11 protein-coding genes and 1 pseudogene are annotated in these 14,035 nt (G+C 61.5%); 6 read left to right on the top strand and 6 right to left on the bottom strand.

Annotation, left to right across the window (positions count from 1 at the left end):
* The first annotated feature begins 100 nt into the window (after positions 1-100).
* Complete coding sequence (gene glgC / locus GBB18_RS05890; protein WP_192795942.1) at positions 101-1,318, top strand: glucose-1-phosphate adenylyltransferase; 1,218 nt, start codon at positions 101-103, stop codon at positions 1,316-1,318.
* Between the two features lie 108 nt (positions 1,319-1,426).
* Here glgC and GBB18_RS05885 read toward each other — a convergent pair whose 3' ends face one another.
* Positions 1,427-2,074, bottom strand: a complete 648-nt coding sequence (locus GBB18_RS05885) for an O-methyltransferase (RefSeq protein WP_151641058.1) — start codon at positions 2,072-2,074, stop codon at positions 1,427-1,429.
* A 193-nt stretch (positions 2,075-2,267) separates the two neighbouring features.
* On the opposite strand from GBB18_RS05885, the gene sigE reads away from it, so the two are divergent.
* The 3 genes from sigE (at position 2,268) to tatB (ending at position 3,981) form a co-directional block, all read left to right on the top strand.
* Positions 2,268-2,918, top strand: a complete 651-nt coding sequence (gene sigE, locus GBB18_RS05880) for an RNA polymerase sigma factor SigE (protein ID WP_151549103.1) — start codon at positions 2,268-2,270, stop codon at positions 2,916-2,918.
* Positions 2,919-2,998: 80 nt separating this feature from the next.
* A complete protein-coding gene (locus GBB18_RS05875) occupies positions 2,999-3,367 on the top strand; it encodes an anti-sigma factor (protein WP_151549102.1) in 369 nt (122 codons plus the stop codon).
* A 128-nt stretch (positions 3,368-3,495) separates the two neighbouring features.
* Positions 3,496-3,981 carry a Sec-independent protein translocase protein TatB gene (tatB, locus tag GBB18_RS05870; protein WP_151641057.1) on the top strand — a complete coding sequence of 162 codons (486 nt, stop codon included), beginning with the start codon at positions 3,496-3,498 and terminating at the stop codon, positions 3,979-3,981.
* 96 nt (positions 3,982-4,077) lie between these two features.
* On the opposite strand, the gene GBB18_RS05865 is transcribed toward tatB, so the two are convergent.
* The 3 genes from GBB18_RS05865 to GBB18_RS05855 are packed head-to-tail and all read right to left on the bottom strand — an operon-like array spanning position 4,078 to position 7,132.
* Positions 4,078-5,205 (bottom strand): Mrp/NBP35 family ATP-binding protein, encoded by a 1,128-nt coding sequence (locus GBB18_RS05865; protein WP_151641056.1) that lies wholly within the window; start codon positions 5,203-5,205, stop codon positions 4,078-4,080.
* Positions 5,206-5,236: 31 nt separating this feature from the next.
* Positions 5,237-5,824: a DUF1003 domain-containing protein gene (locus GBB18_RS05860; RefSeq protein ID WP_151529915.1), complete on the bottom strand. Its 588-nt coding sequence runs from the start codon at positions 5,822-5,824 to the stop codon at positions 5,237-5,239.
* 3 nt (positions 5,825-5,827) lie between these two features.
* On the bottom strand, positions 5,828-7,132 hold the full coding sequence (locus GBB18_RS05855) for a magnesium transporter MgtE N-terminal domain-containing protein (RefSeq protein ID WP_151641055.1): 1,305 nt from the start codon (positions 7,130-7,132) through the stop codon (positions 5,828-5,830).
* A 310-nt stretch (positions 7,133-7,442) separates the two neighbouring features.
* On the opposite strand from GBB18_RS05855, the pseudogene GBB18_RS05850 reads away from it, so the two are divergent.
* A pseudogene (locus GBB18_RS05850) lies at positions 7,443-7,910 on the top strand (general stress protein); the annotation flags it as partial.
* A 285-nt stretch (positions 7,911-8,195) separates the two neighbouring features.
* Here the strand turns inward: GBB18_RS05850 and GBB18_RS05845 are convergent.
* On the bottom strand, positions 8,196-9,284 hold the full coding sequence (locus tag GBB18_RS05845; RefSeq protein WP_151641054.1) for a magnesium and cobalt transport protein CorA: 1,089 nt from the start codon (positions 9,282-9,284) through the stop codon (positions 8,196-8,198).
* Between the two features lie 223 nt (positions 9,285-9,507).
* Here GBB18_RS05845 and GBB18_RS05840 point away from each other — a divergent pair, with 223 nt between their 5' ends.
* Positions 9,508-10,236, top strand: coding sequence for a hypothetical protein (locus GBB18_RS05840; protein WP_151641053.1), 729 nt, complete (start codon positions 9,508-9,510; stop codon positions 10,234-10,236).
* A gap of 130 nt (positions 10,237-10,366) precedes the next feature.
* Here GBB18_RS05840 and GBB18_RS05835 read toward each other — a convergent pair.
* The coding region (locus GBB18_RS05835) for a multifunctional oxoglutarate decarboxylase/oxoglutarate dehydrogenase thiamine pyrophosphate-binding subunit/dihydrolipoyllysine-residue succinyltransferase subunit (protein ID WP_225990252.1) at positions 10,367-14,035 on the bottom strand (3,669 nt) is incomplete at its 5' end.

The raw sequence follows: 14,035 nt of genomic DNA, 5'->3' as shown, positions 1-14,035 counted from the left end.
TCCCCACAGTAGTGTGACCTCGCGAGTGAGGGGGCGGAAGTGTGTATGGGGTAACCCACTTTTCCGGCGCGTCTACATAAAAGGGGATAGATTGGAAGGCGTGAAACGCCAACCACATGTTCTAGCAATTGTCCTTGCTGGCGGCGAAGGTAAGCGCCTGTATCCCTTCACCGCTGACCGCGCCAAGCCAGCCGTTCCCTTTGGCGGCACCTATCGCCTCATCGATTTTGTGCTGTCCAATCTTGTCAACGCGGGATTCATGCAGATTTGCGTGCTCACCCAATACAAGTCGCACTCCTTGGACCGCCATATCTCTCAGTCGTGGCAGCTCTCTGGTCTCGCTGAGCAGTACATCACCCCAGTGCCCGCGCAGCAGCGCCTCGGTAAGCGCTGGTTTACGGGTTCCGCCGACGCCATTTTGCAGTCGCTGAACCTGATCTATGACGAAGAACCGGATTACGTTATCGTCTTCGGCGCCGATCACGTCTATCGCATGGACCCCTCCCAGATGGTGGAGGAGCACATCAAGTCTGGTAAGTCCGTCTCGGTGGCCGGTATTCGCGTGCCCCGCTCCGAGGCCACCGCCTTCGGCTGCATCCAGTCCGATGAAGACGGCAATATCACCGAGTTCCTCGAGAAGCCCGAGAACCCGCCGGCTACCCCGGACGATCCGGACGTCACCTATGCCTCCATGGGTAATTACGTGTTCACCACCAAGGCCCTCATCAAGGCCCTGCTGGATGATGAAGACAATGACGACTCCGAGCACGATATGGGCGGAGACATCATCCCCTATTTTGTGGAGCGCGGCGACGCTCACGTCTATGACTTCATGGCCAATGCGGTGCCCGGTTCCACCGAGCGCGATCATGGCTACTGGCGCGATGTCGGTACCGTGGACGCCTTTTACGAGGCCCACATGGATCTCATTAGCGTCCACCCGGTGTTTAACCTGTACAACAAGCACTGGCCCATCCACACCTCCGAGATCGGCAACCTGCCGCCGGCCAAGTTCGTGCAAGGCGGCATAGCGCAGTCCTCGATGGTTTCTTCCGGCTGCATCATCTCCGGCGGTACGGTGCGCAACTCGGTGCTGTCGAACAATGTCATCGTGGAAGACGGCGCCACTGTTGAAGGCGCAGTGCTGATGCCTGGCGTCCGCATTGGCAAGGGCGCGGTGGTGCGCCACGCCATTCTGGACAAGAACGTCAAGGTGAGCGAGGGCGAGTTCATCGGCGTCGATCACGAGCGCGATAAGTCCCGCTTCAAGGTCAGCCCCGGCGGCGTGGTCTGCGTAGGTAAAAACGAGATCGTCTAGCTAGATCCACACGTTTCAGCGCCTGAGCTTTTCCCATAAGGAAGAGCCCAGGCGCTGACGTCTATGGTGTGGCCTTGCGAGTATGCGTGTCGACGCTGTCCTCGCTGCCTAGGGGCGCTTGCTGATAATGCTGAGACCGCCGGCCAATGGGAGGCGGGTGACGAGGGCATCGTGATAGTCGCGCAGTTGTTCGTCGAGGGCGCGGGCCGCGGCGGTGTCTCGGTCTGTGCGGGACTCATCCGCCACGGTGCCATCGAGCAGGCTCGCTGCCACGATGATCATGCCGGAGGGGCGGATCAGCGGCCACGCGGAGTCCACAAAGGCCTGCATGTCCTGCGGGGCCACATCGCCGTAGACGATGTCATAGGAGTTCGTGGCCAGCCGGCCCATCACCTCGAGGGGGCGCGAGGGCAGGAAACGGAAGCGCGAGGCTGCGATACCAGCCTCGGTGAAGCTCCGGCGCGCCAGTTTCTGGTGCTCGAGCTCTGGGTCGATACAGGTGAGATGGCCTGCCGGTCCCATGCCCTCGAAGAGGTGCAGGCCCACCACTGCGGCGGCGGGGGTGACAGCAATTGCGCTTGGTTCGGCGCCACGGGCAGCTTGAGAGCCCAGCAGAGTTAATACGGATCCGCTGATCGCGTCGAGGGTGGGAACGCCGAATTCCGCTGCGCCCTCCGTTGCGGCCTGCAGGCTCTCGCTAGTGACGGCGGTAGAGCGAATGTAGTCAGTCAAAGCACGGTATGCAGTCTCAGTCACGCGCCTTATTTTAAGGTGGTGCTACGCAGGGCGGGGGAACAACGCACCACCAGCAGCAAAGCTGTGACAGGTGTGGCTTAAGTGCCATAAAAGGGGGCAGTAGCTGTGCTGACAGCTCATCCCCAGCTGAGCGTTACGGGATCGTTGTGTGGAACTCAGTTATTTCTTATCTCCATGCGGCACAATGACTGACATGACTGATCGTCCTGCCCTCGCTTCGCCCGCCGCTGCAGATTCACTTACAGCTGCAGCGTCTGAGGAACCGCTGCACGGCACTGCCGCCTTCGATGCAGGACAAGGATCGATGCCCACGTGGGCCGAGCTCGTCGAGGAACACGCAGACAGCGTGTATCGCCTCGCCTTCCGTTTGTCCGGTAATCAGCACGACGCCGAGGATCTCACCCAAGAGACCTTCATGCGGGTGTTTCGCTCGCTGAAAAACTACCAACCGGGCACCTTCGAGGGGTGGCTCCACCGCATCACCACTAATTTGTTTCTCGATATGGTGCGCCACCGCAGCAAGATCCGGATGGAATCGCTCCCCGAGGATTATGAGCGTGTTCCCGGCACTGCCTTGACCCCTGAGCAGGCCTATCACGTGGCCAATCTGGATCCCAGCTTGCAGGAGGCCCTCGATAGTTTGTCGCCTGATTTTCGTGTGGCGATCGTGCTCTGTGACGTACTTGGCATGTCCTACGATGAAATTGCAGATACCCTCGGGGTAAAAATGGGAACTGTGCGCAGCAGGATTCACCGCGGCCGGACCCAGCTCCGAGCCTCGTTGGAACGGGCCGCCGCAGCGGATGATGAAAACGCGAAGCTGTTGGTGCCGCACCACAGCTAGCATCGGAACTACTGCGGCAGCTGCTGCAGCACAGCACACAGGAACACACGAGCACAGAGATGGTGAGGTGAACGACGGAGATGATCAGCGACTACCGCAACGAAGCCGATAGCTTCGACTCAGTCGAGCACCTAGGACCCGAGGCCATTGCCGCCTACGTGGATAACGAGCTCAGCCCTGTCGCCGCCGACCGCGCTCGGGTGCATTTGGTGCACTGCCCTTTGTGCCGCCATGAGGTTCATCGCCAGCGTCAAGCCGCTGAGTCAGTGCGGCAAAGGGTCAATGATGGGCTGCGGGCGCCGCGTTCGCTCATCGCCAAGCTTGCCCAGATTGAAATGTCCTGTCCGGAAGGGCCAGGCGCAGACGAGGTAAGTCGCGGTAGTGCACCCAGCTTGATGGATCGCGTCGAGGTGTTCTACCGCGCTGTTCGTCACGTGCAGGGGCGCTAGAGCCCCTGTCTTTTTCCTGCGGGTGTGCCTGCTGCTCCTGCTGCATACCGCGCCGGCGTGGCGCGCTAGAATCTGAAACAAGTAGTGTCCTGCTGTAGCGAGATGGTGCGAAGAAGAAAGAGGGACTGGTGTTTTCTAGCGTTGGCTGGAGCGAGATTTTCGTCGTCTGCGTAGTGGTGCTCATCGTGGTCGGCCCCGACCGGCTGCCTGGAGTCATCCAAGACGTCCGTGCCGCGTTCATCGCCGCCCGCGATGCCATCAACCGCACCAAACAGACTCTTAATGAGGAGATTGGACCCGAGTTCGAAGAGGTGGCTCGGCCCGTACAAGAGCTGTCGAAATTCACCGCCATGGGCCCCAAAGCGGCCCTGACCAAGGCGCTATTCGACGGCGATGGCTCCTATCTGGACTCCTTTGATCCGAAGAAGATCATGGCCAGCGACACTCAAGGCGAGGCCTACCGGGACCGCAACTCGGTACCACCCGCCTCAGGAAGCACGGTGGTGCCAAATACTCATGGCCAAGACGCCAATTCCGCCACCCAGCCTCCGGTACAGCAGATGCCGCCCAGCGGGCCGCAGAACCGCAACTTCAGCTGGGATGACATCACCTAGACCGCGCTGCTCTTGAAGAAACACCACACCCCGCCTCGTGAGAGAATAGATCCTCCACGCAGGCGGGGTGGTGTTTGTGCGCGCGTCACGCAGCTGCTAGCGCCTCGGGTTTACTCCCAGCTGCACGCCCGTGAGTGAGCTCTCGCGGCGCACCAGCTGCTCGGCAATTGCGGTCACCGCCGCGCCGGAAGGGCTGCTGGGATCATGCACGGCGATCGGGGTGCCCGTATCGCCCTGTTCCCGCAGCGCGGGGTCAAGAGGCACCGATCCCAATAGCGGCACCTGGGTTCCGAGAAGCTCGGTGAGGCGAGCGGCCACGGTTGCGCCGCCACCGGAGCCGAAAATGTCCATAGTGCTGCCGTCGGGAAGGATCATGGCCCCCATGTTTTCAATAACCCCGCGCACCCGCTGCCGCGTCTGTTGAGCAATGGTGCCGGCGCGTTCCGCCACCTCGGCGGCGGCGGCCTGCGGGGTGGTGACGATCAACAACTCGGCGGTGGGCAGCAGCTGGGAAATCGAGATCGCCACATCGCCGGTACCGGGCGGAAGATCCACCAAGAGCACGTCGATATCGCCCCAAAACACATCGGTGAGGAATTGGGTGATCGCGCGGTGCAGCATTGGCCCGCGCCACACCACCGGAGCATTGCCCTCGGTGAAGTGGGCGATGGAGATGTGTTTAATGCCGTGCGCCTGGGGTGGCATGATCATGTCTTCGACCATGTTGGGCGCCTCAGTGCTGCCGAGCATGTGCGGGATGGAATGGCCGTAGATGTCGGCGTCGAGAATGCCCACACTGAGCCCACGCGCTGCGAGGGCGGCGGCGAGATTCACCGTCATCGACGATTTGCCCACGCCGCCCTTGCCGGAGGCCACGGCGAATACGCGGGTAGTGGAGTCGGGTTGTGAGAAGGGGATAACCGGATCATCTTGGCTCCCGCGCAGCCGCAGGCGCAGATTGCGGCGCTGCTCATCGCTCATCACATCCGTGCTGACCGAGACCTCGCCCACGCCGTCGAGCTCCTCGATAGCGGCGCGCACATTCTCGGTGATGGTGGACTTCATGGGGCAGCCAGCGATCGTCAGATAGATCACCACTGCCACATCGTTGCCGGTGACCTCCACCGACTTCACCATGTCGAGCTCCGTGATGGGACGACCAATTTCGGGATCTTCGACGCGAGAAAGGGCCTGGCGGACGAGGGATTCTTCAATATGAGACATCGGGGTGTGCGATTTTCCTGACTGTAGGCTTTTAGCTATGGGGGCGGCGGTTGGTGTCTACCACATCGCCTTGAGTGGGCTCATGGAACTCGGAGGACTGGTGATCGCCGTGTTCACGGGCGATGCGTGCCGCGGACTCATCATCCAGCTTCGCCTCGATGCGCTCAAGCAAACCGGACAGATCTTCCATCTCGCGGCGCAGATAATCACGAGTAACGCTATCACCCAGCGCGAGGCGTACCGACGCCAGCTCGCGGGCGAGGAACTCCGTATCGGCCTTAGTTTGGGCGGCGCGGCGACGATCCTCGCTCAAGGAGACGCGGTCGCGGTCCTCCTGCCGGTTTTGGGCCAACAGAATCAGCGGCGCCGCGTAGGCGGCCTGCGTGGAGAATGCCAGGTTCAACAGGATGAAGGGGTAGGGGTCCCACTGCCACTTCCACGCGCCGAGGTTCAACGCGATCCACGTGATCACGAAGATGGTCTGCCAGAACAAATACTCGCCAGTTCCGAAGAAACGGGCAACCCTTTCCGCCATGGCGCCAACAGCGTCCGCATTGATGCGGAGGCCACGGCGCCGCGTGGCCATGGGAGTATCGAGGCTATTGCGGTAATCGCTCATCAGCTAGGCCTCCTGTAGGGGCGTGGTGGTATCGGACTGGGCGGGGCGGATACCGGTCTCGCGCCAGTCCTCGGGCAGCATGTGGTCGAGCAAGTCATCGACGGCGACGGCGCCGAGGAGGTGGCCGTCATCGTCCAACACAGGACCACACACCAAGTTATAGGTGGCGAAATACCGGGCCGCAGTTTCCTGCAGGTCATCAGCGTAGAGCGGCGGGAGATCTGGGTCGAGCAAGCCGCCGATGAGCTCAGAAGGAGGTTCGCGCAGCAGCTTTTGCAAGTGCAAACATCCTAGGTAGGTGCCGGTAGGGGTCGCTGTGGGAGGGCGCACCACGAACACCATAGAGGACAGCGAGGTCGGCAGATCTGGGTTGCGAGCCATCGCGAGCGCCTCGGCGACAGTGCGCTGCGGGGTCATCACCAACGGATCCGAGGTCATGAGCGCACCGACGGTATCAGGCAGGAAGCTCATGAGGCGGCGCACAGGTGCAGAGTCTTCTGGATCCATCAGTTCCAGCAGCACGTCGGCGGTGGCGTCGGGAAGCTCTTCCAACAAGTCGGCGGCGTCATCTGGGTCCATCTCCTCGAGCACGTCCGCGGCGCGTTCGATGGCCAGCTCCTCGATCAGCTCGGCCTGGCGTTCCTCCGAGAGCTCCTGGAGAATATCGGCCAATTGCTCATCGTTGAGGCCGCTGGTGACGGCACGACGCTGGGAGGCGCTGAGGTTGTAGAACAGCGGTGCCGCGTCGGCCGGGCGCATCTCCTCGAATTGGGAGCGCAGCTTGGCGGTTTCCTGCTCGTGGCTGGTGGAGGTTTCTCCCAGACCATGCACATACTTCCACGGGGTGACATAGAGAGTAGGGCGCCGGCCAAAGGTGGATTTATTGGCGCTCACCGCGATCTTGGAGATCACCCAGTCGCGGGTGCGGGTGCGGGTCAGTTCCACATCGGCGACCTCCACGGCTTTGCCATGGATATTCTCCAGCTCAGGATCATCCACGTGCACCTTGGCACCGATAATGTCCTGGGAGATAGTCGTCTCGCCCTCGCGCGGCTGATAGGAGCGCATCGACACCTGCCCTGAGGCAAGGACGATCTCTTGGGGCTCGATGGTGGCTACGCGCAGCATCGGCAAGAAGATGCGGCGCTTGGAGGGAAGCGCCACGATCAGGCCGAGTACGCGAGAGTCACGTTCGAGCCCGTGCATCATCACGACAACGTCGCGGACACGACCAATGGGTTCGGCGTCGGGGCTACGCACCACCATTCCGGCCAGTCGGCCGGCATACACTCTCGTCACTGCATTCATAACTAGATATTGTAACGGTCAGCTGCACAGATCCTGCTACTGCTGCTGGGGCTCGCACAAGCTGGGTGTTCACCTGCGGCACGAGGGGAGGTGGCGCGAGGTGGGCGTCGATAAGCGTACTACGCATGGGAAACCTCACGGACGAGGTAGTGGAACGTATTGTTCGGGAACCTTCCGCAGGCTTCGGGCGTTAGGGCTAGTGAAGGCCCGAAAATGAGCCAGCCCTCGTGGTGCGGCTTAAGCGAGCTCTGAATGATTCCTAGGCGGCGCTGCGCTGCCCGTAGATGCAAAGAAGTTGGTAGATACTGCTATGACATCCCCCGCGAACAACGTGAAGGCGATGGCGATGAAGAAGCGCCCGGAAGGGTGGCCGGTTGCAAGTTTCGAGAGCTATGAACAGGCGCAGGCCGCCGTAGATATGCTCTCTGATCAGGAGTTTCCGGTAAAGGACCTCACCATCGTGGGTGTTGATCTTATGGAAGTCGAACGCGTTCAAGGTCGCTTAACCTGGGGCAAGGTGCTCTTAGGCGGGGCAGTATCCGGCGCGTGGGCGGGCCTGTTTTTTGGGCTGCTCTTCGGGCTGTTTTATGAGAATTGGCTGGTGCCGCTGCTGACGGGCGCGATTCTCGGTGTGATTTTCGGGCTCGTGTCCGTGAGCGTGCCCTATGCCGCTTCGAAGGGGAAACGCGATTTCGCGTCGAGCACCCAGATTGTGGCCGGGCGCTATGACATTCTGTGCGAGCCGCACACCGCTCGCCAAGCCCGTGACTCGATTGCCCGCGGCCAGATCGTTCAACCGCGCACTAACGATCGCGGGGCTTGGAACCAGCAGCTTGTGCAGCAACAGCCTGCGCCGCAGAACCCGCAACAGCCGCAACAACCCCAGGGCGGCTGGTCCGCACCCCGTGAGGAGCAGCAGCCGCAGCAACCGGCGCAGCCGCAACCGCAGCGGGAACAGTCGTGGGACGAGCCGTCGGATAACTCGGAGTTTCCGCGAAGCTAAAGCCGTGCATGAAACACGATGAGAGCCACTGGCTCTAGCCTGCGCCCCAAGGCGCTGAGGTTAGAGCCAGTGGTTTTTCTTTAGCACCCACCACATGAGAACCACCGCGGCAATCATGACGCCGAGCACCACGTAGTAGCCGTATTCGTAGTGCAGTTCCGGCATGTGATCGAAGTTCATGCCGTACACGCCGGCGATCATGGTGGGCAGTGCGGCCATGCCGACGAGCGCGGAAATCTTACGCATATCCGAGTTTTGCTGCATGGTCACCTTCGCCACGGCAGCATCGATCAAGGCGGTCAGTCGCTCATCGAGAGAGGCGATGGAGTCGGCTGCAATGAGCTGGTTATCCAGCACGTCACGGAAGTAGGAGCGCAGTGGCTTAGTCAGCACATCTTTGTGGTTCTGAGTGAGAATACGCAGCGCGGTGCTGAGCGGATCGACCGAGTGCCTCATCTCTAAAATCTCACGCTTGAGCATGTAGATCTGGGAAATATCGATGGGGGAGTTCGGGGTGAAGACTTCTTCCTCGATCTCGTCCACATCCGTAGTGAGCTCGCCGGCGATGCGCACATATTCGTTCACCACGAGGTCAGAGAGCCGCCACGCTAATGCCACAGGGCCCAGCTCGAGCTGCTCGGACCACTCGTTCAGCTCGCGGCGCCAGCGCTTCAGCCCAGTGAGCACTCCGTGCCGGATAGCGATGATGAAGTTCGGGCCCAGAATCATCTGGAGTTCACCGGTTTGGATGATCTCCTTGGCGTCACGCACGCGCTCATGCTCCTGATACACCACGGTACGCAGCACAAAGAAGAGCTGATCATCGTAGCGCTCCACCTTGGGCCGCTGATGGGCGGTCACGGTGTCTTCCACGATCAGCTCATCCACCCCGTAGATCGCGGCAATGTGCTCCATCTGCTGCTCATCAGGTTCTGAGAGCTCCAGAAGGACGTAGCAGTCTTCGTGCTCAGTGGCGTAGTGCAGAGCATTCTCGTAGGAGAATTCTTGGTTCAGCTCGCGTCCTTGGTAGATCACGCGACAACGATCCACGGCCCGTTCCACGGGCACGCGCAGCCGAGAGCCCACAGGGTGCTCCTGGGCGTCAGTGTGTTCGCCACGCTTACGCGGCAAACGAAGTGGATCAACCATGCGAGAACCTCCTTGACGTACACGCCCAGCACTGTGGTGTGGACCGCAGGCAAGTGTACCGTCGCTCGAGGCGATATCAGCAATTCCGTGGCGGCACGGGCTCTATGGGTAGCTGCGCTAGAATCAGCGGTGGTGTGGCCGCGCGTGTGCGCTGCATGCGACGTGATCCACGCTTGGCCCACCGTCAGTCCTATTTGCCTAGCTAGATTGGCCTGCTTGCACCATGACCACCACGATGTCTCGGCAGTTCCACCCCAGCGCCCCAGCGACCGTGCGCACTGTATGCGCCCTCGGTGTGGTGGGGGCGGTGAGCAGTGGTTGCGTCGCCGAGCCCTACCGCCAGGTCAATGAGGTAGAGGTGTCGCCCGTGCAGGTGATGGTGGATTCTTCCGATCAAGAACAAGTGATCATGGGTGAGCTGTACTCGCGGGCGCTTGCCTCTCGTGGCCGGCAAACCTTCGTGGACTTCGAGTATGACATCGGCACGGCCGAGCGGATCCAAGCCGTGGAAACCAACCACGCCGATATCGTGGTGGTGTGCCTTGGAACGGCCCTCGAAGCACTTAATCCCGCCCGCGCCAAGGAACTATCACAGGACTACACCGCAAAGATTGATGCCGGTGAGATCACGCCGACCGATATTGATTTCTCCGAGACGGTGCTCGATAGCCTCTTGGGTTCGCTGCCGCGCACCGTGCACAACTCGAACTTTTCGCCGACTCATGGCTGCGCAGAGAGTGAAGATCTGAAACTTCCGCAGAACTTTATCGTGCTCTACCAGCGCCCGCTGCTCAACCGTAAGGAATGGGACAAGCTCAACGTGGTCAATGGCGCGATCTCCGAGGCCTCCTTGAAGGAGATCGCTGAGGAGCTCAATAGCGGCGAGGATCAAGATGAGGTCTACTCCACCTTCTTGTCCTCCAACCGAGTCCTTTCCAATGGCGCGGACTAAAAGCTACGCCGCAGCAGCAACAACGCAGAGAACGCATCAGCCCCAGGAACCGAGTGATCTCGGTCTTGGGGCTGATGCGTAGTAGCACTGTGCTGAGCCCGCTCGTTATGTGGGCTCAGCCTGCAGGCGTCTAGTCGGCGAAGGCCTCGTTAATAAGCTGCTTCTGCTCGAACTGGTGCACCTTGGCCATACCGGTGGAGGTAGAGGCCTGGGCGCGGCGAGATACGCGGCGCAGCTTCGGCATATCCGGCAGCAGGTCCGGCAGGTGCAGGGCCAGGAAGGGCCAGGGGCCCTGGTTGGCCGGCTCGTCCTGCACGAAGCGCACCTCTTCGGCGTTCGGGTAGCACTCGAAGGCATCGTTGAGGCGGTTGTGCGGGATCGGGTGCAGCATCTCCAAGCGGACGATAGCCACATCGTCGCGGCCGTCGTCGGCGCGGCGCTTCTCCAAGTCGTAGTAGACCTTGCCGGAGCACAGCAGGATCGTCTTGACCTTCTCGGGATCGCCCAGCTGCTCGCCGTTGCGATCGAATTGGTTCGGGTCATTGATCACCGACTGGAACTTGCTCACCTCGGTGAAGTCCTCCACGGCAGACACGGCGGCCTTGTTGCGCAGCATGGACTTCGGGGTGAAGACCACGAGCGGGCGGTGCAGGTCGCTCAGGGCGTGGCGGCGGATGAGGTGGAAGTGGTTTGCCGGGGTGGTCGGCTGGGCCACGGTCATGGTGCCTTCGGCGCACAGCTGCAAGAAGCGCTCGATGCGGGCGGAGGAGTGGTCTGGGCCCTGGCCCTCGTAGCCGTGGGGCAGCAGCAGGATCAGCTTGGACAGCTGGCCCCACTTCGCCTCACCCGAGGAGAGGTACTGGTCGATGATGGTCTGGGCGCCATTGGCGAAGTCACCGAACTGTGCTTCCCATGCCACCACGGCATCCAAGTTGCCCACGGAGTAGCCGTACTCGAAGCCCATGCCGGCGAACTCGGTCAGAGCCGAGTTGTACACCATGAACTTGCCCTCGCCGCCTTCGCGAGCGATGTGATCGATCGGGTTGTACTCCATGGCGGTGTTCGGATCGAACATCACGGCGTGGCGCTGGGTGAAGGTACCGCGGCGGGAATCCTCGCCGGCGAGACGCACGGTGCGTTCCGCACCGATGGCCAAGGAGCCGAAGGCGAGCAGCTCGCCCCAACCCCAGTCGATGCCGCCTTCCTTGACGGACTGGGCACGCTTCTTGGCCACCGGCTTGACGCGCTTGTGGATCTCGAAGCCCTCGGGAACATTGACATAGGCCTGGCCCATCTCCACGAGCTCCTCGCGGGTAATGGAGGTGTCCAAACCATGCGGCAGCTCCTGGGAGGAGGTGATGCCCTCCTGGCCGGAGGCGTCGCGCTTCTTGGCTTCCTTGACCTCGTTGAACACCGACTCCATCTGATCGTGGAAGTCGCGGGCGGCAGCCTCGGCGTCATCCTTGTTCAGATCGCCACGACCAATCAGGTCCTGGGTGTAGCGGGCGCGGACGGTCTCGCGGCCGTCAATCAGGTCGTACATCTTCGGCTGGGTCATCGAGGGATCATCGGCCTCGTTGTGGCCGCGACGGCGGTAGCAGATGAGGTCGATGAAGACATCCTTGCCGTAGCGACGGCGGTACTCGGTGGCCAGCTGGCCGACCCAGTACACAGCCTCCGGGTCGTCGCCATTGACGTGGAAGATCGGGCAGCCATAGGCCTTGGCCAGATCGGTGGCGTAGTGGCTGGAACGGCCGGAATCCGGGGTGGTGGTGAAGCCGATCTGATTATTCACCACGATGTGGACGGTGCCGCCCACGGTGTAGCCGCGCAGCTGGGCCAGGTTCAGGGTCTCCTGCACCACCCCCAAGCCTGCGAAGGAGGCGTCGCCGTGCAGCAGCAGCGGCATGACGGAGAAGCCGGCTTCGCCCTTGTCCAAGATGTCCTGCTTCGCGCGGGCGATGCCCTCCATGACTGGGTTAACGGCCTCGAGGTGTGAGGGGTTAGCGGTGAGCGTCACCTTGATCTCGCCGTCGCCAAACATCTGGATGTGCTTGCCCTCGGCGCCGAGGTGGTACTTCACGTCGCCGGAACCACCGGCAGCTGCCGGGTCAGCGTTGCCCTCGAACTCCTTGAAGAGCTGGCTCAGCGGCTTGCCGACGATATTGGCTAGCACATTCAAACGGCCGCGGTGAGGCATGCCGATAACGACCTCGTCCAGGCCCTGGCCGGCGGCAGTATCGATGGCGGCATCCATCAACGGGATGAGGGACTCGGCGCCCTCGAGGGAGAAGCGCTTTTGGCCCACGTACTTGGTTTGCAGGAAGTTCTCGAAAGCCTCGGCGGCGTTAAGCTTTTGCAGAATGTACTTTTGCTGGGCGACGGTGGGCTTGGGCATGCCCGCCTCGAGGCGGTCCTGCAGCCAGGTGCGCTCGTCATTATCCAAGATGTGGTTGTACTCGGAGCCCACCTTCAGGGTGTAGGCGGCGCGCAGCTTGGTGACGACCTCGCGCAGGGTCATGGTTTCGCGCTGGTCGAAGCCACCCACGTGGAAGGTGCGGTCCAGATCCCACAGGGTCAATCCGTGGGTCTCCAGCTGCAGATCGGAGTGATCCGGAATCGGCATGCCGGGCTGATGCCAGTTGAGCGGATTCACATCGGCGATGAGGTGGCCGCGGGAGCGGTAGGCCTCGATCAGCTGCATCACGCGGGTGTTCTTGTCCATGCCGGTGTTGGGCTGATCCTGGCGCCAACGAATCGGCGCATAGGGCACGGACATGCAGGTGAAGATCTCATCCCAGAAGGTGTCATCCACCAGCAGCTGGGACATGGTGCGCAGGAACTCGCCGGACTCGGCGCCCTGGATCACGCGGTGATCATAGGTGGAAGTAATGGTCACGAGCTTGCCCACACCCAGCTCGGCGAGGCGATCCTCGGAGGCGCCAGCGAACTCGGCGGGGTAGTCCATGGAACCCACGCCTACGATGAGGCCTTGGCCCTTGGTGAGGCGGGGCACAGAGTGGCGGGTACCGATGCCACCCGGGTTGGTAAGCGAGCAGGTGATGCCTTGGAAGTCCGGCATCTTCAACTTGCCGGTGCGGCCGCGCTCGACCACATCTTCGTAGGCCTCGACGAACTGCTTGAAGTCGAGGGTTTCACATTCGGCGATCTTGGCGACCACGAGGGAACGCTCGCCGCCCTTGCCCACCATATCGATGGCGAGACCGAGGTTAATGTGCTCCGGCACCACCAAGTTCGGCTTGCCGTCAATGACCTCGTAGGAGTTATTCATATCGGGGTGCGCCATGATTGCCTTCACCATGGCGTAGCCGATGATGTGGGTGAAGGAGATCTTGCCGCCCACAGTACGCTTGAGGTGATTGTTAATAACCGAGCGGTTTTCGAACATCAACCGAGCCGGCATATCGCGCACCGAGGTGGCGGTCGGCAGCTCGAGAGAGATGTCCATGTTCTTTGCCACGGCCTTGGCAGCACCCTTCATGGGGAAGTTGCCGGCCTCGGGGCTGTCCTGAATCTTGGTCAGAGGCGATTGAGCTGCCTGACGCTTCTTCTCCTTGTCGGCCTCGCGAGCCTGCGCAATCTTGGTATTGGGATCGGTGGCTGTTTTACGGGCCTTCTCAGCGATGGGCTGTGGCTCGCTGTGTTGGGCCTTATTCTTCGGGCCTGCGGTGTTCTTCGGCGCTGCAGGGGCCTTAGGGCCGGAGCCCTTGGTGTCCTTGGGGGCGGCCTTCTTGGAGCTCTTGGACGAGGATGCGGGGGTGTTCGCGGGGGTGGGCTC

Origin of the sequence: Corynebacterium sp. 11A (assembly GCF_008930935.1) — a bacterium.
GTDB lineage: Bacteria > Actinomycetota > Actinomycetes > Mycobacteriales > Mycobacteriaceae > Corynebacterium > Corynebacterium megadyptis.
Note: the sequence above shows the minus strand (reverse complement) of the source record. Positions and strands in the feature narration are given on the sequence as shown.